The following is a 15,030-nucleotide window of genomic DNA, read 5'->3' on the forward strand; positions in this document are numbered from 1 at the left end:
GGGGAAGACCATGAGGAACGGGGCGAACGGGACACTCAGCGGTGCGGTGATCGCGGTGGCCGGCGCGGGCGGGCCAGCGGGGCGCGCGGCGCTGCTGCGGCTGGCGGAGGCCGGGGCGACCGTCATCGGCGCGGACAACGACCCGGAGCGGCTGTCCGAGGCGGTGGACGCGGCCCGCTACGCCGCCGGCGGCGCCACCGTCACCGGCGACACGGTGGATCTGCTCGACCTCCAGTCCACCCGCGACTGGGCCACCCACATCGAGAAGGACTTCGGCCGGGTCGACGGGCTCGTGCACCTGGTCGGCGGCTGGCGCGGCAGCGAGACCTTCACGAAGACCAGTCTCGACGACTGGGACTTCCTGGAGATGCTGCTGATCCGCACGGTGCAGCACACCTCCCTCGCCTTCCACGAGGCGTTGCAGCGCAGCGACCGCGGCCGGTACGTCCTGATCAGCGCCGCCGGCGCGAGCAGGCCCACCGCGGGCAACGCCGCCTATTCCGCGGCGAAGGCCGCCGCCGAGGCGTGGACGCTGGCCATGGGCGACTACTTCCGCAAGGCGGGGGGCGCCGAGGGGCCGACGTCCGCGGCTACGATCCTGGTGGTGAAGGCGCTGGTGCACGACGCGATGCGCGCCGAACGCCCCAACGCGAAGTTCGCGGGCTTCACGGACGTCAAGGACCTGGCCGAGGCCATCGAGGGCGTCTGGAGCAAGTCCGCCGCCGAAGTGAACGGAAACCGTCTGTGGCTGACCGAGAAGCCGTGAACCCTCCCAGGACCGACGCGCGTCGCCATCACGACCCGGAGGTCCGCGGTTTCGCCAGCGACAACTACGCCGGAGCCCACCCCGAGGTGATGGCGGCCCTGGCCCTGGCCAACCACGGCCACCAGGTGGCGTACGGCGAGGACGACTACACCCAGAACCTCCAGCGGATCATCCGCAGCCACTTCGGGTCGACCGCGGAGGCCTTCCCGGTCTTCAACGGCACCGGCGCGAACGTGGTCGCGCTCCAGGCGGTCACCGACCGCTGGGGCGCGGTGATCTGTGCCGAGAGCGCGCACATCAACGTCGACGAGGGCGGTGCCCCCGAGCGCATGGGCGGCCTGAAGCTGCTCACCGTGCCCACGCCCGACGGCAAGCTCACGCCCGAGCTGATCGCCCGGCAGGCCTGGGGCTGGGAGGACGAGCACCGCGCGATGCCGCAGGTCGTGTCGATCACCCAGAGCACGGAGCTGGGCACGCTGTACACGCCCGAGGAGATCCGCGCGATCTGCGAGTACGCCCACGCGCACGGCATGAAGGTGCACCTGGACGGCTCCCGGATAGCCAACGCCGCCGCCTCCCTGGACGTGCCCATGCGGACGTTCACCAACGCGGTCGGCGTCGACATCCTCTCCCTGGGCGGGACGAAGAACGGCGCGCTGTTCGGCGAGGCCGTCGTGGTCCTCAACCAGGACGCGGTGCGACAGATGAAGCACCTGCGCAAGATGTCCATGCAGCTGGCCTCCAAGATGCGCTTCGTGTCCGTGCAGCTGGAGGCGCTGCTGGCCAAGGACCTGTGGCTGCGCAACGCCCGGCACGCCAACGAGATGGCCCAGCGGCTCGCCGAGGGCGTGCGCGCGGTGCACGGCGTGGAGATCCTCCACCCGGTGCAGGCCAACGGCGTCTTCGCCCGGCTGCCGAACGACGTGAGCGAGCGGCTCCAGAACCGGTTCCGGTTCTACTTCTGGGACGAGGCCGCCGGGGTGGTGCGCTGGATGTGCTCCTTCGACACCACGGAGGACGACGTCGACATGTTCGTGGCGGCGCTCAAGGAGGAAATGGCGCGCTGACCCACAAGCTGCATAGATATGCGGTCGCCTGTAACGTCATTGACGTTCGGGTGACCGCATTTCTATGCTCTGCAGCTGACCCTGCGGACCGGCATCTGCCACGCCAAGTCCCACGCCCTGGCGGCCCTGCTGCGGGCCGAGGACATCCCCGCCGCGCTGTGCTACCAGCGGCTGCTGCACGACGGCGGGGGCGGCCATGTCGTGCACGGTCTGGTCGCCGTCCGTTTCCACGGCGCCTGGCACCGGCAGGACCCGCGCGGCAACAAGCCCGGCGTGGACGCCCGGTTCTCGCTGGAGGGTGAGCGGCTGGCCTGGGTACCGGACTCCGCGTCCAATGAGATGGACTATCCGGTCCTGTACGCTGAACCGCACCCGGCCGTCCTCGCCGCCCTGCGGGCTGCCCCCGACCGGCCGCACCTGTGGAAGACGCTCCCCAGCACCCTGTGAGGCCAGGCAGATGACCTTCACGCTCACCGTGTCCGACGAGGTCCGTGCCCTCGCACCCGGCTTCACCCACGTCGCGATCGAGGCGCACGGCCTGGTCAACGGGCCGAGCACGGACGCGAGTTCGGCCCTGCTGGACGACGCGGTCCGCCGCCTCACCGCCCGCCTGGCCGGCCGCGCGCCGCACGAGGACCCGCACATGGCGGCCTGGCGCGCGGCGTACACCGCCTTCGGCGCCAAACCCTCGCGCACCCGCAACTCCGCCGAGGCGCTGGCCAAGCGGGCCCTGTCCGGCGCCGGCCTGCCCCGGATCAACCTGCTCGTCGACCTCTACAACGCCATGAGCGTCGCCCACCTGATCCCCGTCGGCGGCGAGGACCTCGACCGCATCCAGGGCGGGATGCGCCTGGTGCGGGCCACGGGGGAGGAGGACTTCGTGACGGTCGCGGGCGGCGCGGAGGCCGTCGAGCACCCCGAGCCGGGCGAGGTGGTGTGGCGCGACGACGCCGGTGTCACCTGCCGCCGCTGGAACTGGCGCCAGGGCCCGCGCACCCGCCTCACCGAGCGGACGGTCTCCGCCGTCTTCCTGCTGGAGACCCTGGCCCCGATGCCCGTCCCCGAGGCCGAGGCGGCGGCCACCGAACTCGCCGAACTGCTGGCGAAGTCCAGCCCCGGGGCACGTCTCGAGGTGTGCGCGCCGGTGTCGTCAGGCGCCGGCGCCTGAACCCGGCCGGGTCGGCGCGGCGCGCGACCGGGCAGGATCAGTGGGCCTCTGCGGCGCGCAGCTGGTCCGTCGTGGGCGCCGTGCCGCCGAGGTGGGCCGGCAGCCACCAGGAGTCCTCCGCGTCCCTGGGGCGCGCGGGGTAAGCCCGCTGGGCGGCCTCCAGCAGTTCCTGGACGCGCTCGCGCAGGCGGCGGGTGATGGCGCCCGCGTACTGGTCGCGCGGGGCCTCGACCGGCTCGCCGACCCGGATGGTGACGGGGGTGTGGCTGCGCCCGAAGTTGCGGGGCTGGCCCTTCGTCCAGAGCCGCTGGGTGCCCCACACCGCCATCGGGACGAGCGGAACGCCCGCCTCCTGGGCCAGCCGCGCCGCGCCGGACTTGAAGCTCTTCAGGGTGAACGACTCCGAGATCGTGGCCTCGGGGAACACCCCGATGACCTCGCCGGAGCGCAGCGAGTCCAGCGCGTGCGCGTAGGCCTCCTCGCCCTGCCGGCGGTCCACCGGGATGTGTTTCATGCCGCGCATCAGCGGGCCGGAGACCTTGTGCCGGAAGACGGATTCCTTCGCCATGAAGCGCACCAGGCGCTTCTGCGGAAGAGCGGCCAGGCCGTTGAAGATGAAGTCCAGGTAGCTGATGTGATTGCTCACCAGCACGGCGCCGCCCGAGCGCGGGATGTTCTCCGAACCCTTGCAGTCGATCCTCAGGTCCCAGGCCTTGAACAGCGTCTTGGCGAGACCGATGACGGGGCGGTAGACCAGCTCTGCCATGGGCGGGTGGACCCTTCCTGCTCTGCTCGGGAAAGGGGGCTCCCGGCGGGAGGTTACGCGGCCGTAGGTTCAACGGCGTCTCGCAGATCGTGCCCGAAGAACGGACGGGTAGCCAGTCCTGGTGCCACGCGGCGGCGAGATCCTCGTCACGTCCGCCCGCATGCCGCGCGTGGACCTTATGCCCTGCTTACTCCACCCGTACCGTGACCCTCCTGAGAAGCAGGAGCAACTCGCACCCCTGACAGTGTCCGAACGCCGTGTCCGGGAAGGCGGCGAGTAGGACCCCGGTCGCGGCCCGCCCCGCGTTCCGCGGGGACGACTCCGCCGGGCGGCGGAAATTTTCGCGGCCCCCTCGACGCTTGTGCGGAAGATGGCCGGACTGGTGATGTGTCCGGGGGCGCTCGCGGCGGCGCGTGTCCACGGAGTGCCGCACGAGCGGCGGAACGGGAGGACGCGGGTGCGCGGGCGGGACGACGGCAAGCAGCTCGGAGCGGCCGAGCTGGGCGGCGAACTGGGGGAGCGGGCCACGCTGGTGCAGTTCTCCAGCGCCTTCTGCGCGCCCTGCCGGGCCACCCGGCGCGTCCTCGGCGAGGTCGCCGCGATGGTCCCCGGTGTGACCCACGTCGAGATCGACGCGGAGGCCCGGCTGGACCTCGTACGCGCGCTGGGGATCCTCAGGACGCCCACGGTCCTGGTCCTGGACTCCGCGGGCCGGGTGGTGCGGCGCGCCGCCGGGCAGCCCCGCAAGGCCGACGTCATCGCGGCTCTGGGGGAGGCGGTGTGAGGGGCTTTCAGCGCCCGGTGCCGCGGCTTCCGGATCCCGGGACCGACTTGACTGTCCCCGCCACCTCTCGTCAGCCTGACCCTATGCCGACCGAACTCCTTCTCCACGGGCGGGTCCACGTCGACCTCGCCCGCACCGCGAGCGCGCGCTGTCCGGACTGTTGAGCAGCCACGGCCCGTTCCCCCTCCCTCGCAGAAGGACACCTCCATGACGGCCACACCCGGCCTCGGCACTCCTCGGCTCGGCTCCCCCGACCTGCTGCGCTCCACGTTCCGCCGGCATGCCGCCGGCGTCGCGGTGATCACCGCGCGCGGTGCCGCCGGCCCGGTCGGCTTCACCGCCACCTCGCTGACCTCCGTCTCCGCCGAGCCGCCGCTGGTCTCCTTCGGCGTCGGCACGGGCGCCTCCAGCTGGCCCGCGATAGCCGAGGCGGACCACGTCGGCGTGCACATACTCGGCGAGCACCAGAGCGAGCTGGCCGCGACCTTCGCCCGCAGCGGCGCCGACCGCTTCGGCGCGCCGACGGCGTGGCGGGACGGCCCGGAAGGCGTACCGGTGCTGGACGACGTACTGGCCTGGCTGGTGTGCCGGGTCGTCGGACGCGTCCCGGCGGGTGACCACCGGATCGTGCTCGCGCAGGTCGTCCTCGGTGACCCGTCCGGCACCGGCCGCCCCCTCCTCTACCACCAGGGCCGCTTCGGCGGTCTGCGGGATTGATCACGGCGTCCCGCCCTGCGCGGCCGTCCGATTCCGGTTACGCTGCGTTGCGAAGGTCACAGTTCAAAGCGCTTGCTTAGCGGGCAGGAACTGGGTGTACTGGTGAGTAATATTTCGGTCGGAGCGCGCGGACGCCCCGACCGGGATCGGCCGCTTCAGGCGCCTATGCTGCCTGCAAGAGGCAGCCCGGAAAAAGACGATGCAGTAGGAGAGCCGGCGTGAGCTTGAGGATCGTTGTCACTGTGAAGTACGTGCCCGACGCCACCGGCGACCGGCACTTCGCCGATGACCTGACCGTCGACCGCGACGACGTGGACGGTCTGCTCTCCGAGCTGGACGAGTACGCCGTGGAGCAGGCCCTCCAGATCGCGGAGAACGCGGACGACGCCGAGGTCACCGTCCTGACGGTCGGCCCCGAGGACGCCAAGGACGCGCTCCGCAAGGCCCTGTCCATGGGTGCCGACAAGGCCATCCACGTCGAGGACGACGACCTGCACGGCACCGACGCCATCGGCACCTCCCTGGTCCTGGCCAAGGCCATCGAGAAGGCCGGCTACGACCTCGTCGTCTCCGGCATGGCCTCCACCGACGGCACCATGGGCGTCGTACCCGCGCTGGTCGCCGAGCGCCTGGGCGTCCCGCAGGTCACCCTGCTCTCCGAGGTCTCCGTCGAGGACGGCACGGTCAAGGGCCGCCGCGACGGCGACGCCGCCTCCGAGCAGCTTCAGGCGCAGCTCCCGGCGGTCGTCTCCGTGACCGACCAGTCCGGCGAGGCGCGCTACCCGTCCTTCAAGGGCATCATGGCGGCGAAGAAGAAGCCGGTTCAGTCCTGGGACCTGTCCGACCTGGACATCGAGGCCGAGGAGGTCGGTCTCGACGGCGCGTTCACCAAGGTCGAGACCGCGACCGAGCGTCCGGCCCGCACGGCCGGCACGATCGTCAAGGACGAGGGCGAGGGCGGCAGGCAGCTCGCCGAGTTCCTCGCGAGCCAGAAGTTCATCTAAGGGCTCGCCCCCGCCGACCGCCCCTCAACTTCGTTACGCAGGAGAGCAATCCCATGGCTGAAGTCCTCGTCTACGTCGATCACGTGGACGGTGCCGTCCGCAAGCCCACCCTGGAGCTGCTGACGCTGGCCCGCCGCATCGGCGAGCCCGTCGCCGTCGCGCTCGGCAACGGCGCCGCCGACACCGCCGCCACGCTCGCCGAGCACGGCGCGGTGAAGGTCCTCACCCACGATGCGTCCGAGTACGCCGACTACCTGGTCGTGCCGAAGGTGGACGCCCTCCAGGCCGCCCACGAGGCCGTCTCCCCGGCCGCCGTGCTCGTGCCGTCCTCCGCCGAGGGCAAGGAGATCGCCGCCCGCCTGGCGCTGCGCATCGGCGCCGGCATCATCACCGACGCCGTCGACATCGAGGCCGGCGACGAGGGCCCGGTGGCCACCCAGTCGGTGTTCGCCGCGTCCTTCACCACCAAGTCCCGGGTCATCAAGGGCACCCCGGTCATCACGGTCAAGCCGAACTCGGCCGCCGTCGAGGCCGCCCCGGCCGCAGGCGCGGTCGAGGCCCTGTCCGTGACCTTCTCCGAGCAGGCCACCGGCACCAAGGTCACCGGCCGCACCCCGCGCGAGTCCACGGGCCGCCCGGAGCTGACCGAGGCCGCGATCGTGGTCTCCGGCGGCCGCGGCGTCAACGGCGCCGAGAACTTCTCGCTCATCGAGGCGCTCGCCGACTCCCTCGGCGCGGCCGTCGGCGCCTCCCGCGCCGCGGTGGACGCCGGCTGGTACCCGCACACCAACCAGGTCGGCCAGACCGGCAAGTCGGTCTCGCCGCAGCTGTACATCGCGAACGGCATCTCCGGCGCGATCCAGCACCGTGCCGGTATGCAGACCTCCAAGACGATCGTGGCCGTCAACAAGGACGCCGAGGCCCCGATCTTCGAGCTGGTCGACTTCGGCGTGGTCGGTGACCTCTTCGACGTCGTCCCGCAGCTCACCGAGGAGGTCAAGGCCCGCAAGGGCTGAGCCCCCCCGCGGTACGAGGCCCCCGTGACCAGTGCGGTCACGGGGGCCTCGGCGCATCCTGGACACGGTGTTGACCAGCGGGAAGCGCGCCGGATAACTTCATTCTACGGATTGTTGATTCCGGAAAGCGGAAAATCGGAGGGTGTGGGATGGGTCAGCAGGAGAAGGTGGCGACCAGCCTCGCGGGTGCCGTCAGCGAGGAGATCAGCGCCTCCCTCGCACCGGTCGACGCGGAGCTGGAACGCCGCTACCCCGGAGACCCCGGCACCCGGCAGCCCGTCCACACCGTCTACGTACCCGGCGACGCCTTCACGGCCGACACCCTGCGCAGCTGGGGCGACCAGGCACTCGCCCTCCTCGACGCCCACGCCCCCGACGCCGCCTCTCTCGCGGCCGTCCTCGGCCTCGCCGACGACCTCGCCGAACCGGTGTACTCCCGCGTCCGCGCCAAACTGGAGCGCGAGCCGGTCGAGGACCTGCGCGTCGACTTCGAGGACGGCTACGGCCCCCGCCCCGACGCCGAGGAGGACGCGACGGCGGCCCGCGCGGCCCGCCTGATCGCCGAGGCGTACCGGGACGGCACGGCCGCGCCGTACATGGGCATCCGCATGAAGTGCATGGAGGCCGCCGTACGCGACCGGGGCATCCGCACCCTCGACGTCTTCCTCACCGGCCTGATGGAAGCCGGCGGCCTGCCCGACGGCTTGGTCCTCACCCTGCCGAAGGTGACGTACGCGGAGCAGGTCAGCGCGTTCGTCCGCCTCCTGGAGGCCTTCGAGAAGGTGCACGGCCTGGACGCCGGCCGCCTCGGCTTCGAGATCCAGATCGAGACCAGCCAGGCCATCCTCGCCACCGACGGCACCGCCACCGTCGCCCGTATGATCCAGGCCGCCGAGGGCCGCGCCACCGGACTCCACTACGGCACCTTCGACTACAGCGCCTGCCTGGGCGTCTCCGCCGCCCACCAGGCCAGCGACCATCCCGCCGCCGACCACGCCAAGGCCGTCATGCAGGTCGCCGCGGCCGGCACCGGCGTCCGGGTCTGCGACGGCTCCACCAACGTCCTGCCGGTCGGCCCGACCGAGAAGGTCCACGACGCCTGGCGGCTGCACTACGGCCTCACCCGTCGCGCCCTCTCCCGCGCCTATTACCAGGGCTGGGACATGCACCCCGGCCACATCCCCACCCGCTACGCCGCCGTCTTCGCGTTCTACCGCGAGGGCTTCGCACAGGCCGCCGCCCGCCTGACCCGGTACGCCCACCGCGCCGGCGGCGACGTCATGGACGAGCCCGCGACCGCCAAGGCCCTCAGCGGCTACCTGCTGCGCGGCCTGGACTGCGGCGCCCTGGACATCGCCGAGGTCGCCCGCCTCACCGGTCTGACCCGCGCCGACCTGGAGAGTTTCGCCGCACCCCGGCGCGGCGACCTGACGGCCTCCGCGCAGTAGACGGGGCCGCCACGGGCCCGGCCGGCAGGAGTGCGGGAGACGGCGTACCGGTGCCGGGAAGGGCCGGCGGCCGGTCGGCCGGGACACTGGCGAGGACCGGGCGGCGCCGCAGCCGTGACCGGCGTCACGGCCGCGACCGGCACCATGGCGAGGGCCGCGCCACGGCGAGGCCGCGCTATGACGAGGGCCGCGCTACAGAGAGGCCCGGCGCCACGGCCCGGCATGCCCCCAGAGGGCGGACCTTCCGAGCGCCGGGCCCACCGGAGGGCGGTTCAGTCCGCGGGCGGCAGTTCGCCCGAGCCTCGGGTGATGAGCCGGGTGGGCAGCAGGATCCGCTCGGGCGGCAGGAGGACGCCGTCCAGCTGGCGGAAGAGGCGTTCGGCGGCGGTACGGCCCAGCGTCGCCGCGTCCTGCGCGACGACCGTGACCCCCGGCTGGAGCAGGTCGGCCAGCTCGATGTCGTCGAAGCCGACGAGCGCGGTCCGGCGCGAGTGCCCGGCGAGGACCCGGATCACCGTCACCGTGACCCGGTTGTTGCCGGTGAAGACCGCGGTGACGGGGTCGGGCCCGGACAACATCTCCTCGGCCGCCCGCCGCACCCGCTCCGGGCTGGTCGTGCCGAGGGACATCCAGCGCCCCTCGACGGGTATGCCCGCGTCCTCCATGGCCGCCCGGTAGCCGCGCAACCGCTCGGCCGCGGTGTGGATGCGCGGCATGTCACCGATGAACCCGATCCGGCGGTGGCCGTGCGCGATGAGGTGGGCGACACCGTCGCGGGCACCGCCGAAGTTGTCGGACAGGACCACGTCGGCCTCGATCCGCCCGGCCGGCCGGTCCACGAACACGGTCGCCACCCCGGCCCTGATCTCCGGCTCCAGATAGCGGTGGTCGTCCCCGGCCGGGATCACCACGAGGCCGTCCACCCGGCGCGCGCACAGCGCCAGCGCCAGCTCCTGCTCACGCTCCGGGTCCTCGGCGCTCGAGCCGTTGATCAGCAGGGCGCCGTGCGCGCGGGCGACCTCCTCCACGGCACGGCTGAGCGGGCCGTAGAACGGGTCCGCCAGGTCCTCCAGGACCAGGCCGATGCTCGCCGTGCGGCCCTTGCGCAGCACGCGCGCGCTGTCGTTGCGGCGGAAGCCGAGCGCCTCGATGGCCTCATGCACCCGGCGCTCGGTGTCCGGGGTGACCCCCGGCTCACCGTTGACCACGCGGGAGACCGTCTTCAGCCCCACACCGGCGCGTGCCGCCACGTCCTTCATCGTCGGGCGGTTGCCGTACCGGTTCCCGGGGAGGCGTTCTGCACGGCGGGTGGTCTCGGGCACGGGGCGCTGTCCTGTCTCTCGTCCGTCTCATCCACGGCGGTGATGCGTGATCCGTGGTCCTGTATGAGGATGTGGCGTCGAGCATAGAGCCTGGACAACGTTGTCAGATGCGGGAGAGACTGTCCACCGCTGTCCCGGCCTGCGCCCCCACCGTATGCCCGGCCTGTGGCATTCCGCTTTCACGTTCCAACGGGGAGATCTGACTCTTGATGCACACCGACCTCGTGGCGGCCCTGGACATCGGCGGCACCAAGATCGCCGGCGCGCTGGTGGACGGCGACGGACGGATCCTGGCCCGGGCCCAGCGTGCCACGCCCGCCCAGCAGGACGGCGAAACGGTCATGCGGGCCGTGACGGGGGTGCTCGGCGACCTCGCCGGGTCGCCCCTGTGGGGACGGGCCGCCTCGGTCGGCATCGGCAGTGCCGGCCCGGTGGACGCCTCGGCGGGCACCGTCAGTCCGGTGAACGTGCCGGGCTGGCGTGAGTTTCCGCTGGTCGAGCGGGTACGCGCGGCCACCGGCGGCCTGCCGGTCGAGCTGATCGGCGACGGCGTCGCCATCACGGCGGCCGAGCACTGGCAGGGCGCCGCACGCGGCCATGACAACGCGCTGTGCATGGTGGTGTCGACGGGGGTGGGCGGCGGACTGGTGCTGGGCGGCCGGCTGCACCCCGGCCCGACCGGCAACGCCGGGCACATCGGCCACATCAGCGTGGACCTCGACGGCGACCCCTGCCCGTGCGGTTCGCGCGGCTGTGTGGAGCGCATCGCGAGCGGCCCCAACATCGCCCGCCGGGCCCTGGAGCAGGGCTGGCGGCCCGGCCCCGACGGTGACGCCTCGGCCGCCGCGGTGGCCGCCGCCGCCCGCGCCGGCGACCCGGTCGCCGTGGCCTCCTTCCAGCGGGCCGCGCAGGCGCTGGCGGCCGGTATCGCGGCCACCGCGACCCTGGTCGAGATCGACATCGCCGTGATCGGCGGGGGCGTCGGCAAGGCGGGCGACATTCTCTTCACCCCCCTGCGCGCGGCTCTGGCCGACTACGCGGCCCTGTCCTTCGTCCAGCGGCTCACGGTCGTGCCCGCCCGGACAGGCACCGACGCGGGCCTGGTCGGCGCCGCCGCGGCAGCCCTGATGAAGGAGGACGGCCGCCGCCGCGGTGAGTCTGTGGGCGCCGCCCCGGCCGGCATGCCCGCCCGGGCGGCCCGGTCCGAGCCGCCCGCGTCACCGGTGCCGGACGGCTCGCGCCGGTGAAGGGGGCCGGGCCCCGGTGGGCGCGGGCCGGGGTCGACCCGCAGCCGGTGGCCGGCCTGCCGCTCCGGCCCCCGTACGACCGTCCGACCGGGCGCACGCCCGTGATGTTCCGCGTGACCCCCGGCCGGTTCCGCAGTTGATCAGGGCATGAAGAAGCGCAGCATGCTGGCCCTCGCCACCCTCGCCACCGGATTCGTCGTGGCCGCCGTCACCCCGTCCCACGCGGCCGACACCGCTCCCCTCGGTGACCTGAGCGTCTCGGACACCCCCGGCACGGCAGGTCACCTCGTCAGCCAGGACGGCCCGGCCGTCGATCAGGAGGACTTCGGCCAGGAATAGGGCCGACGCACGTACGGAGCGCGTGCCGGTGTCCCCGCCGCGGGGGGCACCGGCACGTTCCTGTGTGGTGACAGGCGCCCTCACCGGGACGGGGTTTCCGTGGCAGGGTGGAGCGGGCAAGCCACAGGGGGCCAACAGAAGAGGGGGAGTCCGTGACCGTCGTCTGGATCAACGGCGCGTTCGGTGCGGGGAAGACCACCGCCGCACGGGAGCTGATCGAACTGATCCCGCACAGCACGCTCTTCGACCCCGAGGTCATCGGCGGGGCGCTCGCACACCTGCTGCCGCCCAAGCGCCTGGCCGAGGTCGGCGACTTCCAGGATCTGCCGGTCTGGCGCCGGCTGGTGGTGGACACCGCCGCCGCCATGCTCGCCGAACTGGGCGGCACCCTCGTGGTGCCCATGACCCTGCTCCGCCAGGAGTACCGGGACGAGATATTCGGCGGTCTCGCCGCCCGCAGGATCGCCGTGCACCATCTGCTCCTCGCCCCGGCGGAAACGATCCTGCGCGAGCGGACGGCCGGCCGGGAGACACCGCCCGACCTCCCCGACGGCGAACTGCGGACCCGCCAGTGGTCCTACGACCACATCGAGCCCTACCGGGCCGCCCTCGCCTCCTGGCTCACCGCCGACGCCCACCTCGTCGACACCAGCGCCCTCACGCCGTACGAGACCGCCGTCCGGATCGCCGACGCCGTCGGCAGTGGTGCCGTACCCGCCTGCGACATCGTGCAGACCCCGGAGCCGACCGCCGAGACGCTGGCCGCCGGGGTACTGCTCTTCGACGACCAGGACCGGGTGCTGCTCGTCGACCCCACCTACAAGCCGGGCTGGGAGTTCCCCGGTGGGGTGGTGGAGCGGGGCGAGGCCCCCGCCCGCGCCGGGATGCGCGAGGTCGCGGAGGAGACGGGGATACGGCTGCGGGAGGTGCCGCGGCTGCTCGTCGTGGACTGGGAGCGGCCCGCGCCGCCCGGATACGGCGGGCTGCGGCTGCTGTTCGACGGCGGCCGGCTGGCGCCCGCGCAGGCGTCCCGGGTGCTGCTGCCGGGCCCGGAGCTGCGCGCCTGGCGCTTCGCCACCGAGCAGGAGGCCGCCGCGATGCTCCCGCCGGTCCGCTACGAGCGGCTGCGCTGGGCGCTGCGGGCGCGCGAGCGGGGCACCGCGCTCTATCTGGAGGCCGGGGTGCCGGTCGGCTGACCGCCGGCCGCCGGTCAGGCCGTGGCCGCCGCCCGGCGCAGTGCGGCGGCGGCGCCTCCCACCACCGGGTCACCGTGCCCGAAACAGGCCACCTCCGCTTCCAGACCGGCCAACGTCCGCACGGAGTCGAGGAGTTGAGCGCGGTCGAGGTTGAACACCCCGGGCATCGGCGTTCCGTCGGCCGGTGCGGCCGCGACCGTGTCCCCGGTGAACAGCACGCCTTCGGCGGGCAGGAACAGCGCGATGCTGCCGTCCGTGTGCCCCGGGACGTGGAGCACCCGGGCGCCACCGCCGAAGTCCAGCACCTCGCCGCCCGACAGGCCGGTGACGGCGGCCGGCGGCACCGGATCGCCCGCGGGCAGGTGCGCTGCCGCCGCCGCGTGGAGCGGCAGCTCCCACTCCTCGAACCGCGGCGCCGGGCCCGGGAGTCCACCTCGTACGAAAGGGGCGTCCCGCTCGTGCGCCAGCACCTGGGCACCGGTCAGCGCGGCCAGCTCGCCCGCCCCGCCCGCGTGGTCCTCGTGGAAGTGGGTCAGCACGATCCGCCGTACGTCCCGCGGCGCGTGCCCGAGCGCCGTGACCGCGTCGGCGACGGGCCGGCCGGAGCCGAGGGCGCCCGCGTCGATCAGCGTCAACTCGTCGCCGTCGCGCCAGAGATAGGCCTGGCCGACCGGGAAGCGCAGGAGGTGCAGGCGGGGGAGGAGCTGGATGACGTCCATGCGCCGACCGTAGGCGGGGGCCCGCCCGCCCGGCGAGGGCCCTCTGCCGTGGGCAGAGCGGTTCAGCCGGCCGCGTAGTTGCGCAGGAACAGCGCCTCGGCGACCGAGAGCCGCTCCAGTTCCTCGGGCGACACGCTCTCGTCGACCGCGTGGATCCGCGCCTCCGGCTCGCTGAGCCCGATGAGCAGGATCTCCGCCTGCGGGTAGAGGCCGGCGAGGGTGTTGCACAGCGGGATGGAGCCGCCGTGGCCGGCGTACTGCATGGTCTCGCCCGGGTAGGCCACCGCCATCGCGTCGGCCATCGCCCGGTAGGCGGGACTGGAGGTGTCGGCGCTGAACGGCTGGCCCTGCCCGGTCTGCTCGGTGGTGACCCGGGCGCCCCACGGGATGTGGGCCTCCAGGTGCGCCTGGAGCAGCTTGGTGGCCTCCGCCGCGTCGACGCCCGGCGGCACCCGCAGGCTGATCAGGGCGCGGGCGCGGGACTGCACGGAGGGGGTGGCGCCGACGACCGGCGGGCAGTCGATGCCGATGACCGTGACGGCCGGGCGGGTCCAGACGCGGTCGGCGACCGAGCCGGTACCGATCAGGCCGACGCCGTCCAGCACCTTGGCGTCCTTGCGGAACTGCTCCTCGGTGTACTCCAGGCCGTCCCAGGTCCCCGTGGCATCCAGCCCGTCGACGGTGGTGGAGCCGTCCTCGGCGCGCAGCGAGTCCAGGACCCGGATCAGCGCGGCCAGCGCGTCCGGGGCGGCGCCGCCGAACTGACCCGAGTGCAGGTTGCCGGCCAGGGTGTCGACCTGCACCCGGACCATCGTCATGCCGCGCAGGCTGGTCGTGACCGTCGGCAGGCCCATCCGGAAGTTGCCCGCGTCGCCGATGACGATCGTGTCCGCCGCCAGCAGCTCGGGGTGCTGCTCGGCGTACCGCTCCAGGCCGCCCGTGCCCTGCTCCTCCGAACCCTCCACGATCACCTTGACGTGCACGGGCACGCCGCCGTTCGCCCTGAGGGCGCGCAGCGCGAGCAGGTGCATGAGGAAGCCGCCCTTGCAGTCGGCGGTCCCGCGGCCGTACCAGCGGCCGTCGCGCTCGGTCAGCTCGAACGGCGGAGTGGTCCAGCCGGCTTCGTCCAGCGGCGGCTGGACATCGTAGTGCGCGTACAGAAGAACCGTTTTCGCACCCTCCGGGCCGGGCAGCCGGCCGTACACCGACCGGGTGCCGTCGGGGGTGTCCAGCAGGGCGACGTCGGCGAAACCCTCGGCACGCAGCGCCTCGGCGATCCAGTGCGCGGCGGCCTCGCTCTCGCTCTCCGGGAACTGCGCGAAGTCCGCCACCGATCGGAAGGCGACCAGTTCGGCCAGCTCCTCCTTCGCCCGGGGCAACAGCGAGGCCACGGTCTCGGCGACCGGATTCGGCGACATGGGCACGCTCCTCGTGGGTGCGACGTTGTACGGGGGTGAGTCCGCCGATCCTC

General features: G+C 73.1%; 14 protein-coding genes and 3 pseudogenes. 12 read left to right on the forward strand and 5 right to left on the reverse strand.

Annotated elements, in window-relative coordinates; translation table 11 throughout:
* The first annotated feature begins 10 nt into the window (after positions 1 to 10).
* From AB0F03_RS03125 to AB0F03_RS03140, 4 genes and pseudogenes are all read left to right on the forward strand, one after another.
* Positions 11 to 766, forward strand: a complete 756-nt coding sequence (locus tag AB0F03_RS03125; RefSeq protein WP_361985974.1) for an SDR family oxidoreductase — start codon at positions 11 to 13, stop codon at positions 764 to 766.
* Entirely contained in the window at positions 763 to 1,833 is a 1,071-nt protein-coding gene (locus AB0F03_RS03130; RefSeq protein ID WP_361985976.1) for a low specificity L-threonine aldolase, read from the forward strand. The genes AB0F03_RS03125 and AB0F03_RS03130 overlap by 4 nt, the downstream gene beginning before the upstream one ends.
* Positions 1,834 to 1,917: 84 nt before the next feature.
* Positions 1,918 to 2,280: pseudogene (locus AB0F03_RS03135) on the forward strand (transglutaminase); the annotation flags it as partial.
* A 10-nt stretch (positions 2,281 to 2,290) separates the two neighbouring features.
* Entirely contained in the window at positions 2,291 to 3,001 is a 711-nt protein-coding gene (locus AB0F03_RS03140) for a phenylalanine--tRNA ligase beta subunit-related protein (protein ID WP_361985978.1), read from the forward strand.
* 37 nt (positions 3,002 to 3,038) lie between these two features.
* Here the strand turns inward: AB0F03_RS03140 and AB0F03_RS03145 are convergent, their stop codons facing one another.
* Positions 3,039 to 3,767: a lysophospholipid acyltransferase family protein gene (locus tag AB0F03_RS03145; RefSeq protein ID WP_361985980.1), complete on the reverse strand. Its 729-nt coding sequence runs from the start codon at positions 3,765 to 3,767 to the stop codon at positions 3,039 to 3,041.
* A gap of 187 nt (positions 3,768 to 3,954) precedes the next feature.
* Positions 3,955 to 4,068, reverse strand: a pseudogene (locus AB0F03_RS03150) (DUF4395 domain-containing protein); the annotation flags it as partial.
* Between the two features lie 69 nt (positions 4,069 to 4,137).
* Between AB0F03_RS03150 and AB0F03_RS03155 the strand changes: the two are divergent.
* The 5 genes from AB0F03_RS03155 to AB0F03_RS03175 all read left to right on the forward strand — a co-directional run bounded on the left by AB0F03_RS03155 (position 4,138) and on the right by AB0F03_RS03175 (position 8,736).
* On the forward strand, positions 4,138 to 4,551 hold the full coding sequence (locus tag AB0F03_RS03155; protein WP_361985982.1) for a thioredoxin family protein: 414 nt from the start codon (positions 4,138 to 4,140) through the stop codon (positions 4,549 to 4,551).
* Between the two features lie 207 nt (positions 4,552 to 4,758).
* Positions 4,759 to 5,268, forward strand: a complete 510-nt coding sequence (locus AB0F03_RS03160; protein WP_361985984.1) for a flavin reductase family protein — start codon at positions 4,759 to 4,761, stop codon at positions 5,266 to 5,268.
* Between the two features lie 218 nt (positions 5,269 to 5,486).
* Positions 5,487 to 6,272 (forward strand): electron transfer flavoprotein subunit beta/FixA family protein, encoded by a 786-nt coding sequence (locus AB0F03_RS03165; RefSeq protein ID WP_361985986.1) that lies wholly within the window; start codon positions 5,487 to 5,489, stop codon positions 6,270 to 6,272.
* A gap of 53 nt (positions 6,273 to 6,325) precedes the next feature.
* Positions 6,326 to 7,288, forward strand: coding sequence for an electron transfer flavoprotein subunit alpha/FixB family protein (locus AB0F03_RS03170; RefSeq protein ID WP_361985988.1), 963 nt, complete (start codon positions 6,326 to 6,328; stop codon positions 7,286 to 7,288).
* Positions 7,289 to 7,437: 149 nt separating this feature from the next.
* A complete protein-coding gene (locus AB0F03_RS03175; RefSeq protein WP_361985990.1) occupies positions 7,438 to 8,736 on the forward strand; it encodes an aldolase in 1,299 nt (432 codons plus the stop codon).
* Between the two features lie 272 nt (positions 8,737 to 9,008).
* Here AB0F03_RS03175 and AB0F03_RS03180 read toward each other — a convergent pair whose 3' ends face one another.
* A complete protein-coding gene (locus AB0F03_RS03180; protein WP_361985992.1) occupies positions 9,009 to 10,058 on the reverse strand; it encodes a LacI family DNA-binding transcriptional regulator in 1,050 nt (349 codons plus the stop codon).
* A gap of 209 nt (positions 10,059 to 10,267) precedes the next feature.
* Between AB0F03_RS03180 and AB0F03_RS03185 the strand changes: the two are divergent.
* The 3 genes and pseudogenes from AB0F03_RS03185 to AB0F03_RS03195 all read left to right on the forward strand — a co-directional run.
* Positions 10,268 to 11,185 (forward strand): annotated as a pseudogene (locus AB0F03_RS03185) (ROK family protein); the annotation flags it as partial.
* Between the two features lie 267 nt (positions 11,186 to 11,452).
* Entirely contained in the window at positions 11,453 to 11,644 is a 192-nt protein-coding gene (locus AB0F03_RS03190) for a hypothetical protein (RefSeq protein ID WP_361985994.1), read from the forward strand.
* Between the two features lie 152 nt (positions 11,645 to 11,796).
* Positions 11,797 to 12,840 (forward strand): NUDIX domain-containing protein, encoded by a 1,044-nt coding sequence (locus AB0F03_RS03195; protein ID WP_361985996.1) that lies wholly within the window; start codon positions 11,797 to 11,799, stop codon positions 12,838 to 12,840.
* A 14-nt stretch (positions 12,841 to 12,854) separates the two neighbouring features.
* Here AB0F03_RS03195 and AB0F03_RS03200 read toward each other — a convergent pair whose 3' ends face one another.
* Both AB0F03_RS03200 and AB0F03_RS03205 read right to left on the reverse strand, forming a co-directional pair.
* The gene (locus AB0F03_RS03200) at positions 12,855 to 13,559 is read right to left on the reverse strand and encodes an MBL fold metallo-hydrolase (protein ID WP_361985998.1); all 705 of its coding nucleotides are present in this window, start codon (positions 13,557 to 13,559) and stop codon (positions 12,855 to 12,857) included.
* Positions 13,560 to 13,621: 62 nt separating this feature from the next.
* The gene (locus AB0F03_RS03205; RefSeq protein WP_361986000.1) at positions 13,622 to 14,977 is read right to left on the reverse strand and encodes a dipeptidase; all 1,356 of its coding nucleotides are present in this window, start codon (positions 14,975 to 14,977) and stop codon (positions 13,622 to 13,624) included.
* Positions 14,978 to 15,030 lie beyond the last annotated feature (53 nt).

The sequence above is a fragment of the Streptomyces sp. NPDC028722 genome (genome assembly GCF_040637655.1).
In the GTDB taxonomy this organism is placed as follows: domain Bacteria; phylum Actinomycetota; class Actinomycetes; order Streptomycetales; family Streptomycetaceae; genus Streptomyces.